This is a genomic window from Knoellia terrae (assembly GCF_048606435.1).
Taxonomy (GTDB): domain Bacteria; phylum Actinomycetota; class Actinomycetes; order Actinomycetales; family Dermatophilaceae; genus Knoellia; species Knoellia terrae.
Map to the genome: position 1 here is coordinate 356,100 of NZ_JBMBWH010000002.1, position 25,536 is coordinate 381,635.

23 protein-coding genes are annotated in these 25,536 nt (G+C 71.9%); 14 read left to right on the forward strand and 9 right to left on the reverse strand.

The features are described from left to right. Window positions 1–83 precede the first annotated feature (83 nt). From pseB to ACOJV9_RS05000, 3 genes are read left to right on the forward strand one after another with little or no spacing between them, the layout of a single operon-like run. Window positions 84–1,070 carry a UDP-N-acetylglucosamine 4,6-dehydratase (inverting) gene (gene pseB / locus ACOJV9_RS04990; RefSeq protein WP_420184078.1) on the forward strand — a complete coding sequence of 329 codons (987 nt, stop codon included), beginning with the start codon at window positions 84–86 and terminating at the stop codon, window positions 1,068–1,070. A gap of 1 nt (window position 1,071) precedes the next feature. Continuing rightward, window positions 1,072–2,199: a DegT/DnrJ/EryC1/StrS family aminotransferase gene (locus tag ACOJV9_RS04995; protein ID WP_420184079.1), complete on the forward strand. Its 1,128-nt coding sequence runs from the start codon at window positions 1,072–1,074 to the stop codon at window positions 2,197–2,199. A 1-nt stretch (window position 2,200) separates the two neighbouring features. Continuing rightward, entirely contained in the window at window positions 2,201–3,379 is a 1,179-nt protein-coding gene (locus ACOJV9_RS05000; RefSeq protein ID WP_420184080.1) for a hypothetical protein, read from the forward strand. 40 nt (window positions 3,380–3,419) lie between these two features. Here the strand turns inward: ACOJV9_RS05000 and pseI are convergent, their stop codons facing one another. Both pseI and pseH read right to left on the reverse strand, forming a co-directional pair. After that, the gene (gene pseI / locus ACOJV9_RS05005) at window positions 3,420–4,520 is read right to left on the reverse strand and encodes a pseudaminic acid synthase (RefSeq protein WP_420184081.1); all 1,101 of its coding nucleotides are present in this window, start codon (window positions 4,518–4,520) and stop codon (window positions 3,420–3,422) included. 22 nt (window positions 4,521–4,542) lie between these two features. Next, window positions 4,543–5,034 (reverse strand): UDP-4-amino-4,6-dideoxy-N-acetyl-beta-L-altrosamine N-acetyltransferase, encoded by a 492-nt coding sequence (gene pseH / locus ACOJV9_RS05010; RefSeq protein WP_420184082.1) that lies wholly within the window; start codon window positions 5,032–5,034, stop codon window positions 4,543–4,545. 101 nt (window positions 5,035–5,135) lie between these two features. Here pseH and ACOJV9_RS05015 point away from each other — a divergent pair, with 101 nt between their 5' ends. The 4 genes from ACOJV9_RS05015 to ACOJV9_RS05030 are packed head-to-tail and all read left to right on the forward strand — an operon-like array spanning window position 5,136 to window position 7,785. Then, a complete protein-coding gene (locus tag ACOJV9_RS05015) occupies window positions 5,136–5,387 on the forward strand; it encodes a phosphopantetheine-binding protein (RefSeq protein ID WP_420184083.1) in 252 nt (83 codons plus the stop codon). After that, window positions 5,384–6,607 carry an AMP-binding protein gene (locus ACOJV9_RS05020; protein WP_420184084.1) on the forward strand — a complete coding sequence of 408 codons (1,224 nt, stop codon included), beginning with the start codon at window positions 5,384–5,386 and terminating at the stop codon, window positions 6,605–6,607. Before ACOJV9_RS05015 ends, ACOJV9_RS05020 begins: the two co-directional genes overlap by 4 nt. Next, window positions 6,600–7,349 carry an SDR family NAD(P)-dependent oxidoreductase gene (locus ACOJV9_RS05025; protein ID WP_420184085.1) on the forward strand — a complete coding sequence of 250 codons (750 nt, stop codon included), beginning with the start codon at window positions 6,600–6,602 and terminating at the stop codon, window positions 7,347–7,349. The genes ACOJV9_RS05020 and ACOJV9_RS05025 overlap by 8 nt, the downstream gene beginning before the upstream one ends. Next, complete coding sequence (locus ACOJV9_RS05030) at window positions 7,333–7,785, forward strand: hypothetical protein (protein ID WP_420184086.1); 453 nt, start codon at window positions 7,333–7,335, stop codon at window positions 7,783–7,785. Before ACOJV9_RS05025 ends, ACOJV9_RS05030 begins: the two co-directional genes overlap by 17 nt. 12 nt (window positions 7,786–7,797) lie before the next feature. Here the strand turns inward: ACOJV9_RS05030 and ACOJV9_RS05035 are convergent, their stop codons facing one another. Then, window positions 7,798–9,669 (reverse strand): hypothetical protein, encoded by a 1,872-nt coding sequence (locus ACOJV9_RS05035; RefSeq protein ID WP_420184087.1) that lies wholly within the window; start codon window positions 9,667–9,669, stop codon window positions 7,798–7,800. 242 nt (window positions 9,670–9,911) lie between these two features. Here ACOJV9_RS05035 and ACOJV9_RS05040 point away from each other — a divergent pair, with 242 nt between their 5' ends. The 4 genes from ACOJV9_RS05040 (at window position 9,912) to ACOJV9_RS05055 (ending at window position 14,465) form a co-directional block, all read left to right on the forward strand. Then, window positions 9,912–10,739, forward strand: a complete 828-nt coding sequence (locus ACOJV9_RS05040; protein ID WP_420184088.1) for a glycosyltransferase family 2 protein — start codon at window positions 9,912–9,914, stop codon at window positions 10,737–10,739. 20 nt (window positions 10,740–10,759) lie between these two features. Further along, on the forward strand, window positions 10,760–11,824 hold the full coding sequence (locus ACOJV9_RS05045) for a hypothetical protein (protein ID WP_420184089.1): 1,065 nt from the start codon (window positions 10,760–10,762) through the stop codon (window positions 11,822–11,824). Window positions 11,825–11,926: 102 nt separating this feature from the next. Further along, on the forward strand, window positions 11,927–13,906 hold the full coding sequence (locus ACOJV9_RS05050) for an N-acetylmuramoyl-L-alanine amidase (RefSeq protein ID WP_420184090.1): 1,980 nt from the start codon (window positions 11,927–11,929) through the stop codon (window positions 13,904–13,906). 49 nt (window positions 13,907–13,955) lie between these two features. After that, window positions 13,956–14,465 (forward strand): GtrA family protein, encoded by a 510-nt coding sequence (locus tag ACOJV9_RS05055; protein WP_420184091.1) that lies wholly within the window; start codon window positions 13,956–13,958, stop codon window positions 14,463–14,465. A 2-nt stretch (window positions 14,466–14,467) separates the two neighbouring features. On the opposite strand, the gene ACOJV9_RS05060 is transcribed toward ACOJV9_RS05055, so the two are convergent. Continuing rightward, a complete protein-coding gene (locus tag ACOJV9_RS05060; protein WP_420184092.1) occupies window positions 14,468–15,232 on the reverse strand; it encodes a glycosyltransferase family 2 protein in 765 nt (254 codons plus the stop codon). Between the two features lie 6 nt (window positions 15,233–15,238). Beyond that, the gene (locus ACOJV9_RS05065) at window positions 15,239–15,919 is read right to left on the reverse strand and encodes a class I SAM-dependent methyltransferase (RefSeq protein WP_420184093.1); all 681 of its coding nucleotides are present in this window, start codon (window positions 15,917–15,919) and stop codon (window positions 15,239–15,241) included. Window positions 15,920–16,032: 113 nt separating this feature from the next. Here ACOJV9_RS05065 and ACOJV9_RS05070 point away from each other — a divergent pair, with 113 nt between their 5' ends. Continuing rightward, entirely contained in the window at window positions 16,033–18,285 is a 2,253-nt protein-coding gene (locus ACOJV9_RS05070) for a hypothetical protein (RefSeq protein ID WP_420184094.1), read from the forward strand. 6 nt (window positions 18,286–18,291) lie between these two features. On the opposite strand, the gene ACOJV9_RS05075 is transcribed toward ACOJV9_RS05070, so the two are convergent. Further along, window positions 18,292–18,930, reverse strand: a complete 639-nt coding sequence (locus ACOJV9_RS05075) for a 3-oxoacid CoA-transferase subunit B (protein ID WP_420184095.1) — start codon at window positions 18,928–18,930, stop codon at window positions 18,292–18,294. A 1-nt stretch (window position 18,931) separates the two neighbouring features. Next, window positions 18,932–19,717: a CoA transferase subunit A gene (locus tag ACOJV9_RS05080; protein ID WP_420184096.1), complete on the reverse strand. Its 786-nt coding sequence runs from the start codon at window positions 19,715–19,717 to the stop codon at window positions 18,932–18,934. A gap of 296 nt (window positions 19,718–20,013) precedes the next feature. Here ACOJV9_RS05080 and ACOJV9_RS05085 point away from each other — a divergent pair, with 296 nt between their 5' ends. Then, window positions 20,014–21,867 carry a peptidoglycan-binding domain-containing protein gene (locus ACOJV9_RS05085; RefSeq protein ID WP_420184097.1) on the forward strand — a complete coding sequence of 618 codons (1,854 nt, stop codon included), beginning with the start codon at window positions 20,014–20,016 and terminating at the stop codon, window positions 21,865–21,867. Between the two features lie 3 nt (window positions 21,868–21,870). On the opposite strand, the gene ACOJV9_RS05090 is transcribed toward ACOJV9_RS05085, so the two are convergent. Next, complete coding sequence (locus ACOJV9_RS05090; RefSeq protein ID WP_420184098.1) at window positions 21,871–22,578, reverse strand: TIGR03089 family protein; 708 nt, start codon at window positions 22,576–22,578, stop codon at window positions 21,871–21,873. A 43-nt stretch (window positions 22,579–22,621) separates the two neighbouring features. Between ACOJV9_RS05090 and ACOJV9_RS05095 the strand changes: the two genes are divergently transcribed. Beyond that, complete coding sequence (locus tag ACOJV9_RS05095) at window positions 22,622–24,727, forward strand: hypothetical protein (protein WP_420184099.1); 2,106 nt, start codon at window positions 22,622–22,624, stop codon at window positions 24,725–24,727. A gap of 2 nt (window positions 24,728–24,729) precedes the next feature. On the opposite strand, the gene ACOJV9_RS05100 is transcribed toward ACOJV9_RS05095, so the two are convergent. After that, entirely contained in the window at window positions 24,730–25,518 is a 789-nt protein-coding gene (locus ACOJV9_RS05100) for an inositol monophosphatase family protein (protein WP_420184100.1), read from the reverse strand. Window positions 25,519–25,536 lie beyond the last annotated feature (18 nt).

The window sequence follows — 25,536 nt, forward strand, 5'->3', positions numbered from 1 at the left end:
TTGGCCCTCGTCAGGCAGCCGGGTGTGCACGCTCGTGCGAGCGGGGTGCCATTTCGCCGCCCGGACGTCTAGGAGCACAACGCGTGAGCATTCTCGAGGGTTCGTCGATTCTCGTCACCGGAGGAACTGGTTCCTTCGGAAAGGCCTTCATCCGCAAGGTCCTCGACGACCTGGACCCCAAGCGCATCGTCATCTTCTCGCGCGACGAGCTCAAGCAGTACGAGTGCCGCCAGCTGTTCGGTGACGACCCCCGCCTGCGCTGGTTCATCGGCGACATCCGTGACCGACACCGGCTCAACCGCGCCATGCACGGCGTCGACTACGTCGTGCACGCCGCGGCGCTCAAGCAGGTCGACACGGCCGAGTACAACCCGTGGGAGTTCGTGCAGACCAACATCGTCGGGTCGCAGAACGTCATCGAGGCCTCCATCGACTCCGGCGTCAAGAAGGTCGTGGCCCTCTCGACCGACAAGGCCTCCTCGCCGATCAACCTCTACGGCGCCACGAAGCTCACCGCCGACAAGCTCTTCATCACCGGCAACCACTACGCCGCCAGCTACCCGACCCGCTTCTGCGTCGTCCGGTACGGCAACGTCATGGGCAGCCGTGGGTCGGTCATCCCGTTCTTCCGTCGCCTCGCCGACGCGGGCGAGTCCCTGCCGATCACCGACCTGCGGATGACGCGCTTCTTCATCACCCTCCCGCAGGCCGTGAAGTTCGTGACCGACTCGTTCGAGACGATGCAGGGCGGTGAGCTCTACGTCCCTCGCATCCCGTCGATGAAGATCGTCGACCTCGCCCAGACGGTCGCCCCGGGCGCCAGGATGCACGAGATCGGCCTGCGCCCCGGCGAGAAGCTCCACGAGGAGATGATCTCCCCGGAGGAGGGACGACGCGCGCTGCAGATCGGCGACCGCTACGTCCTGCAGCCCGACCTCGCCTCCTGGGGGTACACGCCCCCCGCCCACGGCACCGCGGTGGCGGACGGGTTCCACTACACGTCGGACAACAACGACGAGTGGTTCACGGGTGAGCAGATGCTGCAGATCCTGGGCGACGAGGGTCTCTGAGGTGATCCCGTACGGCCGCCAGTCGATCAACGAGGACGACATCCAGGCGGTGGCCGAGGTCCTGCGCGGCGACTGGCTGACGACCGGACCCACCGTCACCGCGTTCGAGGACGCGCTCGCCGAGCTGAGCGGCGCCACCCGCTGCGTCAGCGTCACCAGCGGCACCGCGGCGCTGCACGTCGCGTATGCCGCCGCGGGCGTGGGACCGGGTGACGAAGTCGTCACCACGCCCATGACCTTCGTCGCGACCGCGTCCTCCGCCGTCGCGCTCGGCGCGCGGATCACCTTCGTGGACATCGAGGACGACACCGCCAACATCGACCCGGCGGCGGTCGACGCCGTCGTCTCCGACGAGACCAGGGTCATCGCCGGCGTGGACTACGCCGGTCACCCGATCGACGTCGACGCCCTGCGCCCGGTCGCCGACCGGGTCGGCGCGCTGCTGCTCGAGGACGCCGCCCACTCGATCGGCTCGACCTACAAGGGCCGACCGGTCGGGGCGCTCGCCGACCTCACGACGTTCTCGTTCTTCCCCACGAAGAACATGACGAGCGCGGAGGGCGGGGCCGTCGCGACCCTCGACCCCGAGCTCGGCCGCCGGGCCCACGAGTTCCACTTCATCGGGCTCGTCCGCGACCGCGACCGGATGCGCTACCCCGACGAGGGTCCGTGGCACCAGGAGGTGCACGAGTACGGCCTCAACTACCGGCTGCCGGACGTGCTCGCGGCCCTCGGGCTGAGCCAGCTCGCGCGGCTGCACGCCTTCAAGAAGCGGCGTGCGGAGGTCTTCGCCCGCTACCAGGAGGGGCTCGCCGGTGTCGACGGTGTGCGCCTGCCGGTCCAGCGCCCGGACGTGGACCCCATCTGGCACCTGTACCCGCTGCGCGTCCTCGACGGTCGCCGGCGTGAGGTCTTCGACAGCATGCGCAGCGACGGCATCGGCGTGCAGGTCAACTACCTGCCGGTCTACTGGCACCCGATGTTCGAGGACCTGGGCTACCAGCGTGGCATGTGCCCCAACGCCGAGGCCTTCTACGCGGAGGAGCTCTCGCTGCCGATGCACGCCGAGCTGACCGACGCCCAGGTCGACCAGGTCATCGACGCCGTCCGACGCGCTGTCGGAGGCTGAGGTGCACCACGCGAACCACTTCTACGGGCACGCCCACATCATGGCGCGCTACGTCGGCCTCGAGGAGCCCCTGCGCATCTGGGGCTACCTGCAGCACGGCTGGAACATGCACGACGGGTTCGCGGTCGGCACCGTGTTCGCCCCGGCCTACCCCAAGCTCGTCTGGTCGCAGGCCTGCGTGCGCCGCGGCCGCGCCGCCGGACTGCGTGACTACCGCGTCGTCGGTTCGCCGTGGCTCTACCTCCTCGACCTCGAGGCGCAGGACGAGTGGCTGGCACGCCCGGGCAACCAGCCCGAGCAGCGGACGGGCACCATCGTCTACCCCTTCCACGGCTGGGAGGGGCAGCAGGTCGTCGGCAACCATGCGGCATACATCGACGAGATCAAGCGCACCGAGGGTGACGTCCCCATCACGGTGTGCCTGCACTGGAACGAGTTCGACAACCCGAAGGTGCGCCGCGAGTACGAGGACGCGGGCGTCCGCGTCATCACGCACGGACAGCGGGGATACCTGTGGAAGGACACCGACGTGGCCTTCCTCTACCGACAGCTCGACGAGATGCGCCGGCACAAGCGCGTCGTCTCCAACCGGATGAGCAGCGCCGTCCTCTACGCCGCCGCCGCCGGCATCGAGGCCGGCGTCTACGGCGACCCGATGGCTCTCGAGTCCGACCACGCGATCCTCGGCGGCGTCGGCAAGCCGCGCCGGATGTGGCCCGACATGCACCAGGTCTCCATCCCGGCGGACCTGGCCAGGGCCGTCGCGGACGAGGAGCTCGGGGCGGACGAGATCCTGCATCCCGAGGAGGTCATCGAGGCCTTCGGCTGGACGGGGTCGATGGGGCCACGGCCCGGTCCTCCGCCGCCCGCGCCCTCGCTCGAGTTCCCCGTCAGCCTGTTCCGGGGCCGGCGTCGCGCCCGCGACGACAGCCACCGTGGACCGGCAGGCGCCGAGGCGTCGCTGGCCGGACCGTCGTGGTTCGAGGAGGACGAGCTCACCGTCGCGGGCGAGACCGCTGCAGAGACCGCTGACGAGGACCGCACGAAGAAGGACGAGGCCGGCGAGGGCTCCGCCAGGGCGGGGACGGGCTCGTCCTCCCGCTCGGGCTCCGACGACACGGCCGGGGACGGTTCGGACCGCCCCTCCGACGACGCCTCGGTGGACGTCCTGCGGGACTGAGCGCCGCCGAGGTTCCGGCCCCGGTGTCGGACGGGGAGCGTCAGACGAGGTCCCAGCTCATCGGGGTGCCCTTGGCGGCATCCTGACGGAAGGCCCGTCCCTCGACCTGGCCGAAGTCGTCCGGCGCCAGGCCACCGGCCGGACGGATCGAGCGGACGTTGGCTGACGTCACGAGGTCACCGGCCCGGACGTCCTCCACGACGAAGAGCGAACGGCGGAAGCGCAGGCCCTCGCGCTCGGCCGCCCGCGCACCGATGCGAGGCTGGCCGAGTGCCTTCCAGGCGACCTCGGTCTCACGGCGCAGTGCGGCGAGCTCGTGCGGCTCGAGGGAGAAGGCGGAGTCGACGCCACCTCCCTCACGTGACATCGTCACGTGCTTCTCGACGAGGCACGACCCGAACGCCACCGACGCCACCGCGGCCCCGATCCCCATCGTGTGGTCCGAGAGCCCGACCGGGACCCCGAACGCCTCCCGCATGACCGGGATCCCGCGGAGGTTCGACGCGGCGGGGTCGGCGGGGTAGCTGACGGTGCAGCTGAGGAGCATGACCTGGTCGTTGCCGGTGCCGTGGGCGGCGTCGAGGGCAGCGGCGATCTCACCGACGGACGCCATGCCCGTGGAGATGATCACCGGCTTGCCCTTGGAGGCCACGTGCCGGATGAGGGGCAGGTCGACGATCTCGGAGGAGGCCACCTTGAAGACGGGGACGTCGAGGCCGTCGAGGAACTCGACGGCGGTGGGGTCGAAGGGCGACGAGAAGGCGAGGATGCCGAGGTCGCGGGCGAGCTCGAAGACCGGCTCGTGCCACTCCCACGGGGTGTGCGCCTCCTCGTAGAGCTCGTAGAGCCGGCGGGAGCCCCACAGCTCGTGACCCGAGGAGAGCCGGAAGTCCGGGGTGTCGACGTCGATCGTGATCGTGTCGGCGGTGTAGGTCTGGAGCTTGATGGCGTGCGCGCCCGCGTCGGCGGCCATGCGGACGATCTCGAGGGCCTTGTCGAGGGACCCGTCGTGGTTGCCCGACATCTCGGCGATGATGAACGGCGGGGAGTCCGGCCCCACCTCGTGCGAGCCGATGGTGAGGGAGTCGGTGGTCGGCCGGGAGGCGCCCGGGTCGGCGGGCCGCGTGCTGGTGTCGGTCATGTCGTCTCGTCTCGTCGCTGCGTCAGTCTCGGGTGGCTCGCACGTGGATCACGGCGGTCGGGGTGCCGTCGACGTCGCGGACGGACCGGTCGAGCTCGGTGAAGCCGTTGCGCCGGTTGAACTGACGGACGGCCTCGTTTGATTCCAGGACCTCGCCCTCGAGGGTCGAGAACCCGAGCGTCTCGAAGGCGAACCGCTTCGCCTGGCGCTGCACCTCGATCCACGCCGGGAGCAGCTCACCCCGCTCGGCGAGGCCGGCGTTGTCGAGGTAGTAGCCCCACCAGGCGCTGCCGGCGTCGCGGTCGATGTCGAAGAAGGTCACGACACCCGACGGCACGTCGCGGCGCTCGTAGATGTAGACCTCCCGCGTGTCCGACGACCTCGTGGCCTCCCACCACGCCGCGTGCTCCTCCGCCGTGATCTCGTGCTGGGTCAGCGACACGGCGCGGACCTCGGGGTGGTTGCGCCAGGTCAGGACGTCGGCGCTGTCGGCATCCGTGGCAGGACGCAGCATCGTGCTCCTCGCGGCTCGGGGCGGTCGGCGCACCGCGATCGGGGCGCGCCATCGGTGAGTAGACTATCCGAGACCAAACGACACGACTTCGAGGTGGATTCATGGGTGCACTGAGCCGAGACGACATCCGGACGATGATGGCCGACGTGCTCTCAGCCCAAGGCAAGCAGATGCCCGCCGAGGACTCGGCCGACCTCGAACAGATCGGTTTCCGCTCGCTGGACTTCTCGGAGCTGGCGCTGCGCGTCGAGGACGAGATCGGTGAGGAGCTCAACTTCGACGCTCCCGAGCTGCGCGCCATCCGCACCGTCTCCGACGTGCTCGACTTCCTCGAGCAGCTGCAGGCCGCGTGACGCCGAGCCGTTCGGCTGCGCTCACCGCGTCCGCGAACCGGATCGTCACGGGTCGGAGCACCCTCGCCTGGGACGAGCTCGAGCTCCTCGACCTCCCGCCGGCGGCCGCCGTGGTCGTCGACGACAACCACCACGCCGCCCGCGCCGTCTGGACGGCCGTGCAGCGAGGGGACGGCGAGCTGCTCGTCGTCTCGCGGGGGCGGATCACCCCTGAGCTGGTCGCCGACCTGCGCCGCTCGGGCCTGGCCGTCGTCGACGGGTCCGACGTGCTTCCCCCCACGACCGAGCGCGACCTCGTGCCCGGCCGCATCTGGCTGCTCACCAGCGGCAGCACCGGTCGGCCGAAGCAGGTCGCACACACCCTCGACTCCCTCACCACCGTCGCGGGGGAGCAGCCGCCGCGCACGTGGCTGTGCCCCTACGCCCACGGCGCGTACGCCTGGTGGCAGGTGGTGACGCTGGGCCTGAGCCTGCCCGAGCAGCACGTCCTGTTCGTGGAGCCGGACGAGCTCGACACGTGGCCCGCACGGGCCCTGGCAGCCGGCGTGACCGCGGCGTCCGGGACACCGACCTTCTGGCGGCAGGCCATCTATCGCGACCCTGAGGCGGTGGCCGCGCTGCCCCTCGAGCAGGTGACGCTCGGCGGTGAGCCGGTGGACCAGGCGATCCTCAGCCGGCTGCGCGAGATGTTCCCCGACGCCCGCGTCTCGTGGATCTACGCCTCGTCGGAGGCCGGCGCCACCATCGCGGTCCACGACGGCCGCGCGGGCTTCCCGCACGAGTGGCTCGACCAGGAGGGCTCTGGGAGAGCGACGCTGAGCATCGAGGACGGCGAGCTGGTCATCGGCTCACCCAAGCGGGGAGAGGGCATCGACGCCCGGCTCCGGACCGGCGACCGCGTCGAGGTCGTCGACGGACGTGTCGCCATCACCGGCCGGATTGCGACCGACGAGATCAACGTGGGTGGCGCCAAGGCGTCGGCGTCGGCGGTGCGCGACGTCCTGCAGGCCCACCCCGCGGTGGCCTGGGCCTCGGTCCGTGGACGCAAGGCCCCCATCGTGGGCAGCATGGTCACCGCGGACGTCGTGCTCAGCGGCACAGCCACGGTCGCGGAGCTGACGCAGTGGTGCACCGACCGGCTGCCCGACTACTCCGTGCCGAGGCGCATCCGGTTCCTCGACACCATCCCGATCAAGGAGACACTGAAGAGCGATGTCTGACACCACTTCTGCCATCGGACCTGCATCGGTCGTCGTGGTGTCCGGAGGGTCACGCGGCCTCGGTCTCGCGATCGTCGAGGACATCCTCGCCCAGGGCGCCAAGGTCGCGGCCTTCGCCCGGACGGTGACGCCCGAGCTCGAGCAGCTGGCCCGGGACCACCCGGAGTCGGTCGTCGCCGGGGCGGTCGACACGACCGACGCCGCTGCGGTGACGGCCTTCCTCAAGGAGGCGGAGACGACGCTCGGGCCCATCGACGCCCTCGTCAACAACGCCGCCATGGGCCAGGACAGCCTGCACGTCCACACCTCGCCCGAGAACATCGCGCGCATCATCGAGACCAACCTCACCGCCCCCCTGCTGCTGACCCGCGCCGTGCTGCGCCGGATCATGGCCAAGGGCAACCGTGGTCGCATCGTCATGGTGACGTCCATCTGTGCCCAGCGTGGGTACTCCGGCCTCGTGGCCTACTCGGCGACCAAGGGCGGTCTCGACAGCGCGATGCGCACGCTCGCCCGCGAGATGCACGGCAGGGCACTGGTCAACAGCGTCGCTCCCGGCTTCTTCGCCTCCGAGATGTCGTCGGTCCTCGGGCAGACCCAGCTCGACACCATCACGCGCCGGACCCCGTCGGGCCGGCTCGTCGAGCCCGACAACATCGTCCCCGTCGTGCACTCCCTGCTCTTCGACGACACCAACATCAACGGCCAGGTGATCACGGTCGACGGTGGCGGCAGCATCTGAGCCGCCGGCCGCGGGCCGGCGCGCGCAGGCGCTGCTCGACGAGGCCCGGCGCACCCCACCGGTCGTCGACCGCGCGTCCGGCCACCGCTGTGAGCGGGGCACGCACTCCCGCCTGGCCACGGGACTCGTCGTCTGCTGGTCGCCACCGCCGGTGGAGGGTGTGCGGTTCGCCGTCGACGCGGAGCTCGCCGCGCAACCCGTGCCGGAGCACCTCGGGCGACGGTGGAGAGGGCGCTGGGGCAGCAGCCTCGCGTCCTTCTGGGGCGCGTGGTGCGCCTCGGAGGTGTGCGCCAAGCTCGCCGACGTGCCGATCGTCGTGCTGGCCGCCGCAGGCCCCGTGGGCCCCAGCCCGGTGACGATCGACCAGCACACCATCACGTATGCCGTGACGCACCACGACGACCTGGTGCTCGCCTACGGCGTGCTGGCGTCCTGACGCCGGCCGGGCCTACGAGATCGCGCGACGGGCGAACCGGCGGGCCTTCGACATGAAGTCCGGGGGGAGCACCTCGTTGGCCGTCGCCTTGGCGGTGGAGACGGCCTTCTGGGTCGCGATGCGCCGGGGCGCGCGGATGGCCTGCACCGTCTTCCAGGTGAGGGTCTCCTCGTAGCGCTCGATGATGCGCTCGAGCTCGCGGATGTAGCGGTCACGATGGCGCAGCGTCCCCTCCAGCCACGCGACCTGACCGTCGTGCTCGCGCATCCGGCGTGAGCGGACGCGGTCGAGCGCGAGCAGCTCCCGGAACCCGCTCGCGGTCGCCGACGGCAGGTTGCGGGGGAGCTCCCCCTGCTCGAGGTCCGCCTCGATCAGCTCGGCGACGGATCGACCGTCGGGGGTGATCACGGCCGACATCTCACTCCGGACGCGGACGACCCGGGCGGTGTCGTCGTCCGTCACCACGACGCCGGCCATGCCCGCCAGGGTGGCGGTGAGCTGGGCAGGCGTCGTGCTGGTCTTCCACGGGTGGGGCGAGGCGGAGGCCAGCAGGCGGGTCGCGAAGTGACGGACGCCGAAGTGGAACATGTCGTCGGCGCCGAGGACGCCGGCACGTCGCCAGGACGGGTCGACGACCGCGAGCGTCTGCTCGTCACCCACCACGACGTTGTCCATCGTCGCGAACCCCCGGCGCTCCGCCGTGGCCCTGGTCCAGACCTTCGGGTCCCGGAGCCAGGCGTGGTAGAGCTGGACGAGCTCACGGATGTCGCGGTGGGAGCGGCGCGCGCACGCGTCGCGGAGCGCCATCTCCAGGATCCGCCCGTCCGGCGAGCTGCGCGGGGCGAGGTCCCGGGTGATGGCACCCGAGCTGACCTCCGGAAGCACGTCTCCCGTCGCCCACGTCGAGTGGGTGGTGCCGTCACGCCCGACGGTGTCGACCCGCGCCCAGCTCGGGTCGACCCAGGTCTCGGCATCGACGATGGCGGGCAGGGCGAGCGGCGCTGCATCGTCACCGCGGTGTGCCACCAGCAGCCAGGCCGGCGCGAGCTCGGTGGTCAGACCGGCGTCGACGAGCCGCTCGACGGTGTCCCGTGGGTCGCGCAGGGCCGGAGTGTCGCCGAAGTGGCGGGCGACGGCGTGGCATCCGTGGAGCCGGGCGGCCGAGCTGAGCTCCGGGCCACCGTCGACGAGGGCCGCCCCGTCGAGGAGCAGGTGGTGGCCGTCGGGCGACGGGTAGGCGCCGAAGGTGGAGTCGGTGCTGAGATCGAGGCGCTCGCACACGGCTCGCAGCTCGGCCAGGTGGAGGTGGCGGTCGTCGAAGCCGCGGGCGCCCAGGTGCCAGGCGTCGTCGTCGGCGTCCACGTCGAGCCAGGACTGCGCCGCCACGAGCTCGTGCATGCCCAGCTCGTTGGTGACGTCGACGACGAGCGAGCCGGTGGGGGTGAGCAGGCCGGCCAGCGCGGCGAGCACCTCGGCCTCGCCCATGCCGGTGGAGTCCGGGCCGAGCAGTCGAGCCGGCCCGCCGAGGGCCACGACGAGGTCGAACCCCTCGTCGTCGTGGAACGCGTCCAGGCCACCGACGCGCAGCGAGGCTCGCTCGTGCAGACCCGCGTCGTCGCTCACGCCGCGGGAGTCGGGGATGGACCGCACGAGGACGTGGACCGCGGTCGAGGTCGGCACGACGTCGAGCAGCATGGCAGCCCGCGGACCGGCGAGCAGGACCCTGCGAGGCGCCCTCGTGCGCACGAGCTCGGCGACGACCACCCGGACCGCGTGGGGCGCGGCGACCCGGTCGAGGTCGGACCAGGCGAGCATCTCGCCGGTGAGGACCTGCGCTCCGGTCACGTTGTCGCGCGAACGCTCCGACTCGGATGTGGCTGCCACAGGGGTCCCTTCGTCGTCCGGCGAGCCTGCCCGACGAGAGACCGGGTCAGCGAGGTGACAGCCTAACGGTGCCACGCGCCGGCGCTGCGCCGTGACGCCCACCCTCACCACGGGTCTGCGCCCTGCGCGCGTGGCCTACAGTAACGCCGAGCCACCCACGCACGACCCGCGCACGGACCCACCCACGGACCCCGGAGGACCTCGTGACACCGAGACCGAGTGTCGGGGCCGTGGTGCTGTCCATGGGCGATCGGCCCCAGGAGCTCGCCGCGTCCCTCGCCACCCTCCTGGCGCAGCAGGACGTCGACCTCGACATCGTCCTCGTCGGCAACGGATGGGTCCCGTCCGGCGTCCCCGAGGGGGTGCGGACGGTGCACCTCGAGGAGAACGTCGGCATCCCGGAGGGGCGCAACGTCGGCGCGGCAGCAGCTCGGGGGGAGCTCCTGTTCTTCTACGACGACGACGCCCGGCTCCCCACCACCGACGTCCTGTCACGTCTCGCCACCGCGTTCCGCGACGCCTCGGTCGCGGTCGTCCAGCCCCGGGGAGCCGATCCCGACGGTAGACCTGCACCCCGACGGTGGGTGCCGCGTCTGCGCGCGGCCGGCGGGGGAGCGCCGGGCGAGGTGGTCGTGTTCTGGGAGGGCGTCTGCCTCATCCGGCGGGCGGCCTTCGACGCCGTCGGCGGGTGGCCGGGACACTTCTGGTACGGGCACGAGGGCATCGACCTGGCGTTCCGCCTCGTCGACGCGGGGTGGACGCTGCACTACTCGCCCGACGTCGTCGTCCACCATCCCGCGACGCAGGCCGCGCGGCACGCCGTCTTCTACCGGATGAACGCCCGCAACCGGGTCTGGGTCGCCCGCCGCAACCTGCCCGCACCCCTCATCCCGGTCTACCTCGGCGTCTGGGTGGCGGCGACGCTGGCCCGGGTCCACCGGGCCGAGCCGCTCAAGGTGTGGTTCACCGGCTTCGCCGAGGGCTGGCGGACCGACCCGGGGGCGCGCCGCCCGATGAGCTGGGGCACGGTGTGGAGGCTCACCCGGACCGGACGCCCCCCGGTCGTGTGAACCCGCCGCCGACGGTGCGCGTGACCCTCGCCGGGGTCAGGAGCGCCACCCACCTGCTGCACGCCGGCGGCTACCTGCGGCACCTGCTCGCGACGACCACGGGCAGCGTCGTGGTCGACTACCTCGGCTCGGGCACCTTCCTCGGACGTGACCCGGTCCGGGACGAGCACCTCCACACCCTCCTGCCACACGACGCTCGGCTCACGCTCCGGGTGGCCGGGGGACCGGCCGTCCCCGCGGGCCCCGCGGGCCGGGCGGGCCGGGCCGGCCGCGCCGGTGCCGGTGCCGGTGCCCGCGAGGAGCGGCGGATCCTGCTGTCCGTGGGGACCCCCGGCATCAAGCCCTACCTCCGGCTGCTCGCGCGGGAACGCTCCCGACCCGAGGTCGTGGTCGTCGACGAGGGCATCGGCACCTACGGCGACTGGCGGACCCGCCGGGACGCGTGGCGCCGCCAGGGTGGGCGTGAGCCGTGGCCGACCGTGCGCTCGCTGGCGGTGACGGCGGCCTCCCGCCTGCTGACCGACCACCGGTGGGCCCTCTACGAGGACGTCGGCGGCACGTGGCGAGTCGTTCCGGAGGTTGCCGCGGCCTTCGCCGCGTCCGTGGCTGGGCTCGCGGCGACCTCGAGCCCGTCCCGTCTCGCGGTCTACCTCACCCAGCCGTGGGTGGAGATGGGGCTCGTTCCCGCCGAGGCGTTCGAGGGGCACCTGCGCCAGGTGGCGCAGGCGTGCACCGACGCGGGGCTCGAGCTCGCCGTCCGTCCGCACCCTGCGGAGCGGGGAGGCCGGTATGCCGCCTGGCACGAGCTGGGTCGTGACCAGCCGGCCGAGCTGGACTCCGCGGTCCTGGCGGCGGCGGTCGTTCTCGGCACCGACAGCACCGCCCTGCTCAACCTCGCCGCGGTGCAGGGCCGTCCCGCCCTGAGGGTGTCCGTCCCCCAGCTCCGGCACCTCGAGCAAGGACTGGGGCGCCGCCAGCGCGCCCTCCTCGACACCTTCCTCCCCACCCCGCTGGACCCGCGTCAGCGGGACGTCCTCGCCACCGCCCTGCGCTCAGCGGCGGGCCCGGGACAGGTGTCGAACTAGGTCTTTATAGTCACATCGGTCACTTTTTTACCTCCCGTTTACTCCAGTTGCACTAATCACAGGGTTCAATGTCCGTGCCCCCACACGAACTGGACTCCTGTCATGCCGTCTGCCCCCCGCCCCAGCTCCCGACCCTCGGCCCGCCGGACCGCTCGCGTCGCCGTCCTCGCCCTGATGGGAGCCGTCGGGCTGTCGGCCCTCCCCGTCACGGGGACCGCCGCTCCGGCGCCCCGACTGGTGGCGCCGACGATCACGAAGCACCCGGTGAGCGCCCTGCGCTCGGTGGCCGCCGACACGGTCGAGCTCCCCACGTCGGCGCCCGTCGTGGGCGTCACGTGGCCGGCCGACGTGGCTCCGCCGGCCGAGTCCAGCGTGTTCGTCAGGGTGCGCTCGGCCAAGGGCCCGTGGGGGCCCTGGCTGGAGACTGCCGTCTCGTCGACCAAGGACCCGAGCAGCACGGCCGCGCCGCGTGTCGGCACCGACCCGGTGTGGGTCGGCGGCAACCCGACCGCGACGCAGGTCCGCCTCCCGCGGACCACGTCGCCGCGCACGGCCAAGGCCCGAGGCGCAGTCGCCCACGGCCAGGTCGAGCTGGTCCAACCGGGCACGAGCGCGGCGGACGCCCTCGGCGCCCGCGCACTGACCGGGGCGCGCGCCGTCCCCGCCCGGCCGAGCATCGTCAGCCGCCGGGACTGGGGGGCGGACGAGTCCCTGCGGACGTGCGGGCCGAGCTACGGCGAGACGTTGCGGGGGGTCTTCGTGCACCACACCGCCGGCTCGAACAGCTACTCGTCGGCGGAGTCCGCCTCGATCGTGCGGGGAATCTACGCGTACCACACCAAGAGCCTCGGCTGGTGCGACGTCGGCTACAACGTGCTCGTCGACAAGTACGGCCAGGTCTTCGAGGGTCGAGCCGGTGGCCTGGACCGGGCGGTGACCGGTGCCCACGCCCTCGGCTTCAACACCGACACCTGGGGTGTCTCGGTGCTCGGCAACTACGAGACCGCCGTCCCCACGGCCGCGACGATGTCCGCCCTGGCGCAGGTCATCGCCTGGCGCGCGAGCGGCTTCTACCGCTCACCCGCGACCACGACGACGCTCACCAGCGGTGACTCCGGGTCGAGGTACCCCAAGGGGACCAAGGTGACCCTGCCGTTCATCAGTGGCCACCGCGACACGAACACCACGGCGTGCCCGGGCGCCAACCTCTACTCGCAGCTTCCGGCACTCCGGACGTCGGTCGCGCAGCTGGCCGATCACGGCGACAGCCCGGTGTACCGGGCGTGGGTCGACAAGGGCGGCGCCCAGGCACTGGGCTGGGTGAGGACGGCCGAGCGGCCCACCCCCTTCGGCGTGCGCACGCACTTCCAGGGCGGGCAGTCGCTGTGGTCCACGACGAACGGGGTCTTCCGCCTGGGGCCGGTGACGACCGCTGCGTACGAGGCGGAGGAGGGTGAACGCGTCTACGGGGCCCCGGTCGCCGACGAGCGGGTCATCGCCGGGGGCACCCGGACCGACTTCGCCCGGTCGGTCTCGGTGATCGGCGTCGACGCCCTCGGTCGCGCCCATTCCGTCCACGGGGCGATCAGGACCTACTGGGACGCCCGCGGTGGCCCGGCCTCACCGCGCGGCATGCCGACCGGCCCGATGTCCCAGCCCACGACCAACGGGTGGCTGCAGTCCTTCACGGACGGGCAGATCCACTACACCGGAAAGACGGGCGGCAGGTCGGTCGTCGGGGGGATCCTCACCGGGCTCTGGCAGCTCGGTGGTCCCGCGGGGCGACTCGGGTACCCCACCGCCGAGCAGTCGGCCACCAACGGTGGGACGTCGCAACGGTTCCAGGGCGGTCGGCTCTGGTGGCACTCCACGACGTCCGCCCACGCGACGTTCGGGGCCATCGACGCCCACTACGTCTCCCGTGGCGGTCCCACCTCGTCGCTCGGGTTCCCCACGAGCGAGGAGCGCACGTGGGCCCGCGGCGTCCAGCAGGACTTCCAGGGCGGCACCCTGGGCTGGGACCGGAGCACCGGTCAGGTCTCCCTCGTGCGGCGCATCGTGGTGACCCGCACCATCCCCTGACCCCTCCCCGCGGTTGCTACGGTGAGGCCTCCACGACCGAAAGGGTGCCGTGCCACCGCGACTTGTCTCCTCCTCCACCCTGCGACAGCTGGCTCGCTTCGGGGTGGTCGGGGCGTTGGGGTTCGTCACCGACGTCGGGGGCTTCAACCTCCTGAGGTATGCCGGTGGAGAGGGTCCGCTGCACGACTACCCGCTCAGCGCGAAGGTCGTCTCCGGCACGCTGGCGACGATCGTCGCGTGGCTGGGGAACCGGTTCTGGACGTTCCGGAGCACGCGCCGGGACAAGGCGCACCACGAGTTCCTGCTCTTCGCCGTCGTGGCCACCCTCGGCACGCTCATCGCCATGGGATGCCTGTGGGTGTCGCACTACTGGCTGGGGTTCCGCTCACCCCTGGCCGACAACATCTCGGCCAACGGTGTCGGTCTGGTGCTGGCCACGGGGTTCCGCTTCTGGGCGTACCGGCGCCACGTGTTCAGCCAGCACGGCGACCACAGCGGGCTCAGCGAGATCGCCGAGCACCACCTGACCGAGGTGCCCGCCGACCGTCAGGGAGCCTGAGGTCAGGAGGGGCGGATCTGCCGGTGCGGCCCTCGCGGCGTGCGCAGCCCACGGCGAACCGATCGGGCCCGCAGACGCATCTTGAAGGTGAGCAGGATCATCTCCATCCCGAGCGAGATGGTCTTGCCCAGCTCACCCGTGACCGACGAGACGCCGACCCGTGAGTGGTAGTTCACCGGGATCTGGACCATCCGTGCCTTGGTGATCACCGAGATGAGGAGCATCTCCAGGCCGTAGGCCGAGCCGTCGAGCCGCGAGCGCTCGAGGATGACCTCAGCGTGCTCCTTGGTCATGACGCGGAAGGTGCACCCCACGTCGCTGAGGTAGGTCGTGTTGTAGAGCACCTCGATGAGCTTGGCGACGGCCCAGTTGCCCCACTGCAGGAACCACCCCATGTTGGCTCCGCGCCAGATGAAGTTCGAGACCGTGCGGGAGCCGATGACGACGTCGCACTCGGGCATGAAGGCGAGGAGCTTGGTGATGTCCTCGGGCGCGAAGGTGCCATCGGGCTCACAGATGGCGATGAGGTCGGTGTCCGCCTCGGCCAGCCCGCGCTTGATGGCGGCGCCGTACCCCTGGGTCGTCTCCACGATCTCGGTCGCACCGGTCGTCGCGACCTCGGCCGAGGTGCCCTCCGCCGCGTTGTTGTTGATGACGATGACCTGGTCCACCTCGGGCAGTGCCTCGAAGCGCCGGATGCACTCGGCGATGCTGTCCTTCTCGTTGTAGGTCGGGAGAACGACCGCGATCGACTTGCCCTGCCACATGGGAGCTCAGTCCTTCTTCTTCGGGTTGGCGACGACGAGCATCTGCCCGGCGAGGGGCTTGATCGGCGAACGGAGGTACCACGGGACGAGGAACGTCAGCCTGGACCCCTTGGACTTGAGGGTCAGCGGCATGAAGCGCGCCTCGAGCTTCTCGATGGCCCAGCCCCCTGCCACCAGGTAGTCCTGCAGCGACTGCTCGGTGTAGATCGCGACGTGGGTGTAGTCGTCGAAGTAGCGTCCCGGGTTGAGCCGGAAGTTCGGCTGCATGAGGATGAGCCGGCCCCCGGGACGCAGGACTCGCTGCGCATGGGCCAGCAGGGCATCGGACTGCGGGCGGTGGAGGTGCTCGAGGAGGTTGCTCGCGAAGACCACGTCGAAGGAGCCGTCCTCGAACCTCGAGAGGTCGGTGCAGTCACCGACCACGGCCTCGACGTGAGGGGCAGCCGCCTTCTCCACGGTCGCATCGAGGTCCATGGCGACGACCCGGCGCGCCCGGACCTGGTTGGAGAAGTCGCACCAGCCGGCCCCGAGCTCCAGGACGTCACCGTCGCGCGGGACGAACGTCTGGAAGTACGCGCCGAGGTGCTCCCACACCTTGGCCCGGCTGGCGTCCTGCTTGAGCCGCGTCTCGAAGTATCCCGGCGTGTAGACGCTCGACTCCTCGGGGGTTCCGGTCCCGGTTGACATGCGGTGAGCACTCCTGGAGTTGCGATGAGCAGGACTCGGGGACTCTAACAGCCGTCCAGCGCGATGCTGCACAATCAGCGGCGACCCCCGACCGCACCACCAGGAGCTCCCCCTTGCACCTTTCCGGCTCGACCTCGCTCGTCTCGCGTGGAGATGACGTCGCAGCATGGCGGTGGCAGAACCTCGCCTCTGCTGCCGTCGCAGCCGTCGCCGCCCTCGTCTACCTGGCGTATGCCGTGCGGACCGGGCTGCCCGTGGGTGACGCGGCCCGGGCGGTCGGAGCGGTCGCGTTGACCCAGGTGCTGCCGGGCGCCCTGGTGTGGCGGGCGGTCCGTCCGCGACGTGGGTGGCTGCTCGAGGACCTCGTCATGGGCTTCGCCATCGGGATCGCCATCGCGGTGCCCACGCAGGTCGTGGCCGGGCTCACGGGTCAGCGGTGGGCGGCCGTGGCCCTGCCCCTGCTCGTCGCCGCGGTCCTCCTTGCCGTCGCGCCCACCCGTCGGCGCATCCTCTCGGCGCAGTGGGCGCCGATCGCGTGGTGGCTCACCCCCCTCGCGGCCCTCCTGTCCTTCTGGGCGGTCCGGCAGCTGGTCTCCTACTTCCGCACCAACCAGATCACGTGGCGGAGCCTGGGCGCCCCCCACATCGACGCCTACCTGCACCAGGCCCTGGCCTCGCAGCTCCTGACCCGAGGTCCGGTCAGCTGGCCCACCGTCGCGGGCGAGGACCTGGGCTACCACTGGTTCACCCATGCCTGGCTCGCCCACGTCACCGCCACGTCCGGCGTGGGGCTCGACCTCGTCCTGCTCCGGTTCATGCCGGCCCTGATGCCGCTCACGGTCGTCCTCTGCGTCATGGTGGCCGCGCTCCGGCTCTCCGGCAGCGCGAAGGTGGCGCTCCTCGCCACCGGGCTGGCGATGATCGCGTCCGGCGCGAACCCCTTCGGCGTCGCGTCGGCCGGGCTCCCGCTCAACCCGGACTCCCCGACGCTGGCGCTGGGCGTCCCGACCCTGCTCGCCCTCGTGCTCCTGCTCGGCCAGCGGTGGCGGGGCGAGCTCCCTCGAGGTGCGTACGTCCTGGTGCCGCTGCTGTCGGTCATCGCCGCCGGCACCAAGGGAGCGACCTCGCCCCTCGTCGTCGCCGGCCTCGCCCTCGCAGCAGGCGCGATGCTCCTCTTCAACCGGGCTCTGCTCGGTCGGGTGCTCGTCGACCTCGTCATGGTCGCCGGGGGACTCGTCTTCGCCATGATCGTCGTCTTCCACGGCTCGAGTGCGGGACTGCACCTCGGGCTCCAGGAGGCGGCGGAGCAGACCTACGTCCACGGGCTGCTCGACTCGATCCCGGGTCGGCGCTACGTCCTCGTCGCGGTGGTGCTGGCGGTCCTCGCCGGGCTCACGAGGGCGGCGCTGTCCTTCGCCCCCCTGCTGGGCCGCCGGACGAGGGTGGAGCCGATGTACTGGCTGCTCGCCGGCGGTGCCCTGGCCGGCGCAGGAGCGGTCGGGGTCTTCTCGCACCCCGGGAGGAGCCAGTACTACTTCCTCAGCACCGCGATCCCGCTGGCGGCGCTCGGCTCGGCGCTGGGTGCACAGGCGCTGGCTCGGGCCCTCGGACCGGCCACGGTGGCGCGGCTGCTGCCACTGGCGGTCGCCACGGGCGCGGCGGTCCATCTCGTGCCGACCCGCCTGGTGGGGGAGGTGGGAGCGGGCAGCTTCGCAGAGCTCTGGGGCGTGCTGGCCGTCGCCGCCGTCATCGTCGCCGCGGGCGGTGCCGCCGCCTGGCTGCTCGGGGACCCCCGGGCGCGTTGGCGGTCCGCCGTCGCCACGGTGGGCACGGCCGGTCTCCTGGCGGGGGTGTTCGCCGGCCTCAACTCGGTGAGCGCGCCGCTGTTCCCGGAGGTCAAGCGACCGTCGTCACTGGCGAAGCAGCATGCCGTATCGCAGTCCCAGATCGACACGGCACGGCACATCCGTGACCACTCCGACGTCGACGACCTCGTCATGACCAACCGTCACTGCACCGTCGTGCGCTCGCCCTACGGCGGCTGTGACAGCCGGCGCTGGCTCGTGACGGCCTTCAGTGAGCGCCAGTCGCTGGTGGAGGGTTGGACCGCCACGCCCCGCGCGACGAAGCTGGCACCGAACGGCCGTGACTCGATCACCATGGACTACTGGAAGCCGGAGATCCTCGACCTCAACGACGGTTTCATCGCCTCACCCACGGCCGAGGCCCGCCAGCGGCTGTGGGACCTCGGGGTGCGCTGGGTCTACGTCGACAAGCTCATGCCGCACGCAACGAGCTTGGAGCCGTTCGCGAGCCTCGAGTTCGACAGCCGCGACGCGTCGGCCTGGAGGCTCGTCGCCCCCTGACCCGGGCTAGGCCAGGTCGAAGGTCAGCGCGGGACCGGTCTTCTCGCGCAGCTCGTCCTCGGTGACTCCGGGGGCGAGCTCGCGGACGACGAGCCCGTCCGCGGTGACGTCGATGACGGCGAGGTCGGTGATGATCCGCTGGACCACCCCGAGCCCGGTGATGGGGAGGTCGCACTCGTCGACGATCTTGTGGCTTCCGTCCTTGGCGACGTGCTCCATGAGGACGATGACCTTCTTGGCGCCGTGCACGAGGTCCATGGCCCCACCCATGCCCTTGACCATCTTGCCGGGGATCATCCAGTTGGCGATGTCGCCGACGCGCGAGACCTGCATCGCCCCGAGGATCGCCGCGTCGACCTTGCCGCCGCGGATCATCCCGAAGCTCGTGGCGCTGTCGAAGTAGCTCGCACCGCGGCGCGTCGTCACGGTCTCCTTGCCGGCGTTGATGAGGTCGGGGTCGACCGCGTCCTCGGCCGGGTAGGCGCCGACGCCGAGGATGCCGTTCTCGGACTGGAGGACGATCTCGACGTCGTCGGGGACGTGGTTGGGCACGAGTGTCGGCAACCCGATGCCGAGGTTGACGTAGGACCCGTCGGTCAGCTCGCTGGCGGCCCGGGCCGCCATCTCGTCACGCGTCAGTGCCATGTCAGCTCTCCTCGCCGGCCGCTGCGCGGACCGTCCGCTTCTCGATGCGCTTGTCCCCGGCCTGCTCCGGGGTGAGGGGGACGACGCGCTGGACGTAGATCCCGGGCAGGTGCACCTCGTCCGGGTCGAGCTCCCCGGGCTCGACGAGCTCCTCGACCTCGGCGATCGTCACGCGCCCCGACATCGCGCAGAGCGGGTTGAAGTTGCGCGAGGACTTGTTGAAGACGAGGTTGCCGTGGCGGTCGCCCTTCCAGGCGCGCACCAACCCGAAGTCGGCGGTGATGCCCTCCTCGAGGACGAACGTGCGCTCCTCGCCACCGAGCGTGAAGGTGCGTGTCTCCTTGGGCGGTGAGGCGACGGCCACCGAGCCGTCCGCGGCATACCGCCAGGGCAGTCCACCGTCGGCGACCTGGCTGCCGACCCCCGTCGGCGTGAAGAACGCGGCGATGCCGGCACCGCCGGCGCGCAGGCGCTCGGCCAGCGTGCCCTGCGGGGTGAGCTCGACCTCGAGCTCGCCCTCGAGGTACTGGCGGGCGAACTCCTTGTTCTCGCCGACGTAGGAGGAGACCATGCGCCGGATCTGCTTCGCGCCGAGCAGGATGCCCAGGCCCCAGTCGTCGACGCCACAGTTGTTCGAGTAGACCTCGAGCTCGCCCACCCCCCTGGCATGCAGCTCGGCGAGAAGAACGCTGGGGATGCCGCAGAGCCCGAACCCGCCGACGGCCAGGCTGGCACCGTCGCGGACGTCCTCGAGGGCTGCGGCTGCAGTGGAGACGACCTTGTCCATGGCGCGAACTCTAGCCACCCGTGCGTCCGTCGCCGATGTGGTGGGGGTCCAGCAGAGGGGCTGGTCCATGGTGCCCAGCCACCATGTGCAGATCTTCCCGACTTTGTCATAAATTGCAGGAGATCTTGCACCGACAGACGGGCCGCACTGAAGTACATGCGTGTAATTACCTAGTCATCACTTGCGCAACCAGTGTGACCAGTGGGACAACTGTCCTCGCTGATGTGTCTGAAGTGACGTCTGGGACGGCGCTGCGGGCACGACCCCCTGACTCAGCCCGCCCTGAGGAGCTTTCGTTGACGCGCGCCACCCTGCCTGCCCCGACGTCGACCCGAGGGTCGGTCCGCGCCCTCGGCGCCGTGACCGTCTCCTTCCTGTCGATCCCCCTCGGTCTCTCCGTCGCCGGAGGCAGTGCCTTCGGCCTCGCGACGAGCGTCCCCCCGCCGCCCACCAAGGCCCTGCCCGCGGAGCTCGACGTCGCGCCGAGGTACCAGGAGGGCTACCGCTGCCTCGACGGCAACCTGCCCGGCCCCACGGCCTTCGCGAAGCTGCTCAACAGCCACTACGGCGCGCACATCTACGGGATCAACCGGACCTGCGCCGCCGAGCACGGTGAGGGGCGTGCCCTCGACTGGATGGTCAACGCCTACAACGCCGACGGCCTGGCCCTGGGCAACGCGATCACCCGCTGGCTGTCGGCACCGGACGCGCAGGGTCGCCCGGGCGCGATGGCCCGCCGCTTCGGCATCAACTACATCATCTGGAACCGCCAGATGTGGCGCGCCTACGACCCGGGGCGCGGCTGGGCGCCCTACAGCGGCGTCTCACCGCACACCGACCACATCCACATCTCGTTCACGTGGGACGGCGCCTACCAGCAGACCTCGTGGTGGACCGGCAAGGCCCTCCTCGAGGTCCGCTACACGGGCCCCACGACCAGCGCCACCGCGCCGACGCCGGTCGTCGCGCCGCCGCTCACCGCGACCGGCTACCCGTTGCTCAAGCGCGGCGACACCGGCAAGGACGTCATGCTCGCCCAGCGGGCGCTGGGGCTGCCCCAGGACGGGCAGTTCGGCCCGGCCACCGAGACCACCCTCAAGTCGTGGCAGTCCCGCAACGCGGTGCCCGTCACCGGTCAGCTCGACAACGCCACCTGGACCAAGCTGATCCAGCTCGTCCTCGTCCCGGCGCGCAACGGCGGCAGCACGACGACGACCAGCCCGCTGTCGGCCTACGTCGACACGGTGCTGCAGCGCGGCTCGACGGGTGCGGCCGTCGTGGCCCTCCAGAAGGCGCTCAGCATCACCGCGGACGGCTCGTTCGGCCCCGGCACCGAGACCAAGGTCAAGGCCTACCAGTCCTCGAAGGGCCTGTCTCCCACCGGCATCGTCGCGGCGTCGACGTGGCGCGCGCTCATGGGCACCATCCCGGCGTCCCCGATCGGCCACCCGCTCGCCCAGTACTCCTCGATCGTCATCAAGCGCGGCTCGACGGGCGCTCCGGTCGTGGCCCTCCAGAAGGCGCTCAGCATCCCGTCCGACGGCTCGTTCGGCCCGGGCACCGAGACCAAGGTCATCGCCTACCAGAAGAGCAAGGGCATCAGCGCCACCGGCGTCGTGGCGGCGTCCACCTGGTCCGCGCTCATGGGCCAGTCGTCCACCGGCACACCCACGACCGTGACGCCTCCGCCTCCGCCCCCGACCACCGCGCCGTCGGCGCTGACGACGGCGTTCACGCCCTACAAGGCGACCGTCCTGCGCGCGGGCGCACGGGGCACCGCCGTCAAGGTGCTCCAGGCCGGCCTCGGTGGCATCGCGGTGGACGGGTCCTTCGGTCCGGCGACGACGGCCCGCGTCGTGGCGTTCCAGAAGTCGGTGGCACTGCCGGCCACCGGCGTCGTGGACCGCGCCACCTGGAACCGTGTCGAGCTCAAGGTCCACCCGCTCTTCCCGTACTGGGGCACCGTCGCCAAGCGCGGCTCGACCGGGGCGAACGTCGTCGCGCTGCAGAAGGCGCTGCGCATTCCCGCCGACGGCGCCTTCGGTCCGGGGACCGAGGCCGCGGTCAGGGCCGCCCAGACCCGCGCGAAGCTCGCCACCACCGGTGTCGTCGCCACGCTGACCTGGCGGGCCATCGAGAAGCAGGTCTGAGCCTCAGGGGCCGACCGCACCCTCGGTGCGCGAGCGCTCCACCAGGACGTCCGCCGGCGCCTCGCCGCGACTGAGCACGACCGAGCCGTCTGCCGCCCACAGGGCGAGGCAGGCGCGGAGGAAGTCGGCCGTGCTCGTCGTGGTGAGGTGCCGGCGTTCGGCCGCCTCGTGCGGCCGGACGACGTCCGCGTATGCCGTCCGCTCACCTCCCACGACCAGCGCCGCGTCGTCGTCGCCGGGCTCCTCCCACGGTGCGAACTGGTCGCCGTGGGTGCTCAGCTCCTTGGCCTCGTCCATGACGCCGGGCGGCACCACGACCGTGGCGGCCCGGGCGAGCCCGGCGAGGGTCACGAGAACGGCGGGGCCGCCGGCCGAGCCGGCCACGTCCGGGTCGGTCGTCACGACGACGTCCGGGCGGGGGGCACCGACGCCGCCCGTGCTCACCGTCCCGCCGACGGACCACGTCGCGAGCGCCCAGTAGGCCGTGCGCCAGTGCGGCGGCAGGTCGAGGTGGATCACGGAGCCGGGGGAGACGTCGAGCTCGTCCTGGAGGGCGTTCGCGGCCTTGCTCACCCAGTTGCCGAGGACGCGTGCGGAGAGCTCGATGCGTTCACCACGGGTCGGCCCGTCGGTGTCGTCGTAGGTCGTGATCCGCGGCTTCGCGGAGTCGGAGCGGAGCATCTGCTGGAGCACGTCAGCGGGTCGGGTCACGCCAGCAGGGTAGAACCTCGGCCGCCGGATAGCGTGGCCGACCATGACCCTCGCGCCCCCGACCCCCGACGAGGACCTGCCGACGTCGGACCTCGAGCGCCGGGCCGGACGGTGGCTCCAGACCCTCGTCCTCGGGGCCGCGACCTGGGTGGTCGTGATGGCGCTGCTCGCCGTCCTCCTCTCGGCCCCGGGCTGGTGGTCGCCTTGGCTGGTGCTCCCGCTGGCCGGCGTCGCGGCGCTCGCGTGCGGACGGTGGGCGGACGGCATACCGGCTCGGGCCCTGCCGGTGTGGACGGCAGTCCTGCTCGTCACGGTGGCGGCGGGAGCCGGGATCTGGACTGCCGCAACGCATTCCGAGCAGGTGCTGCCCCGGCGGGACTCGGGGAGCTACCTCCAGACGGCGATCTCCATGGCCGAGACGCACCGGCGCGTCGTGCCCGCCGACCTCGACGGCAAGGGCGGCGCGGACCTGCTCGACGTCGAGGGCGTCACGCTCTCCAGCCCCGCGTTCTACGAGGTGGACACCGGGCAGGGGCCGGCCGTGCAGCCGCAGTTCGTCATCGGTCCGGGGGCGATCTGGTCGCTCGGTGTCTGGCTCGGAGGACCCTCCGGGGCCATGCTCCTGCCCGCGATCGCCTCGGCCCTCGGGCTGCTGGGGCTGGGACTGCTCACCGCGCGGGTGACCGGGGCCCGGTGGTCGCCGGTGACCGCCCTCGGTGTGGCGCTGCTGTTCCCGGTGCTGCACACGGCTCGCTCGACCTACTCCGAGCCGCTCGCCATGGTGACCCTCGGTGGCGGCCTGCTCGCCCTCGTCATCGCAGCACGCGAGGGACGCTCGGGTGCCACCGGCCGCGCCGCACTGCTCGCCGGGATCCTCGTCGGCGGTACCGCCTTCGTCCGGATCGACGGCCTGCGCGAGACGATCCTGCTCGTGCCCGTCGCCGCGCTGGCGCTGGCGCGGGGGCAGCGCTGGCCACGCGCGACGCTCGTCGGCGCCGGGGTCTCGACGCTGCTCGCCGGTGCGGCGGCCCTCTGGCTGTCGAACCAGTACCTCGGCACGATCGCCGCGAGCCTCGTCCCGCTCCTCGGGCTCGGTGTCCTCCTGGGGCTGCTCACCGCGGGGATGCTCCGGTGGCAGCGGCGTGGAGGCGCACTGCCACAACGCTTCTCGCGGGTCCTGCCTGACCTGCTGGCCGTCGGTGTGGTGGCGACCGGGCTCTTCCTCGCGAGCCGGCCGCTCTGGCAGACGGTGCGGCAGTCGCCGGACGACCCCGGCTCACGCGTCGTCGCCGGGCTGCAGCTGCGCCAGGGCCTCACCGTCGACGGCGGCCGCACCTACGCCGAGCAGACGGTCGTGTGGCTGTCGTGGTGGGTCGGCGTCCCCGCCCTCGTCATCGCCCTGGCCGCCCTCACCTGGTCGGTGCGGCAGGTGGTCACGCGCTGGACGGCGGGAGAGGGGCTGCCCTCGTGGACCGGACCGCTGCTCGTCGGCAGCGGCTCCAGCGTCCTCACCCTGTGGCGTCCGGGCATCACGCCGGACCACCCCTGGGCCGAGCGCCGCCTGCTCGTCGTCCTGCCCTTCGTCGTCCTCCTCTGCGTCGCCGCCGCCGCGTATGCCGTCCGCCACCTCGCGCGCCGCGCCCCGGTCGCGCTCGCGGCCGTCGCCGGCGTGGTCCTGGTGGCCGCGACCCTGGTGCCGACGGCAGCGGCGACGTGGCCGCACCGCGGCGAGCGGGTCGAGCTCGGCGAGCTCGAGGCCGTCGAGACGGTCTGCCAGCAGATCGGCGAGGACGACGTCGTGCTGGCCGTCGACTCGCGCGCCGCCAACGAGTGGCCGCAGGTCATACGGGGACAGTGCGGCGGGACGGCCCTGTCGACGACGGCGGCCCTGCGCCGGGACGAGGCGGCGCTCCGGGAGTCCGTGACGACGCTGGCCCAGCGCGTCGGCGGGAGCGGCGGGCGGCTCGTGCTGCTCGCGGCGGACTCGCCGCAGGTGCTCGAGACGCTCGCGCCGGGCTCGGCCCGGCCGGTCCTCGACACCACCGTGCTCGAGGACCAGCGCCTGCTCGAGCGCCGCCCCGACCACCTCGTCACGCTTCCGCTGCAGGTGTGGCTCAGCGTCCCTCCGGTGACGGCACCGGAGGGCTGAGCTCACCGGGTGGCGAACTCCTGCGGCATGCGGCGCTGGACGGCACGGTAGGTGTCGCGGTCGGAGGCGACGACGATGCCCGGCTGCGTGGACCGCGGCGAGTAGGCGGTGCCGTCGAGGTGGCCGACGAAGCCGCCGGCCTCCGTGACCATGAGCGAGCCCGGGGCGTGGTCCCAGGCGTTGGAGCGGCTGTAGAGGATGTAGTCGATCTCGCCCTCGATCACCTTGGGGTAGTCGACGCCGCAGCACACCCACGAGGGCCGCAGTGCGGGGAGGTCGTTCAGCGTGTGGCCACGGAGCGACCAGATCGACGTGGCGCCGCGGGGGTCGCCGTCCGGACCGACCGGCGGGCGGGTGACGCGCTCGCCGTTGCGTTCGACGCCGGCGCCGCGCTCGACGACCCAGGCGACCTCGTGCTCGGGCTGCCAGATCCAGCCCCGCACCGTCTCGCCCGCTCGGGTCTCGGCGATCATCACGGCGTGGTCGGGGTTGCCGTGGACGAAGTTCTTGGTGCCGTCGACCGGGTCGACCGTGAAGGTGTGCTCGGCGGCGAGGTAGCGGTCGAGGATGCCGTGGTCGGCGGCGTGCGCCTCCTCACCGAGGACGACGGCGCCGGGGAAGGACTCGACGAGGGCCCGGGTGAGGAGGACCTCGGCCTCGCGGTCGGCCACGGTGACGAGGTCCCCGGGGTTCTTCTCGATGACCTCGCCGTCGGCCAACGACCGGAACCGGGGGGTGATGACCTCGGCGGCCACCTGCTTCATGAGCTCGAGAACTGCGCCTGTGTCCACGCTTGCCCACGCTTCCAC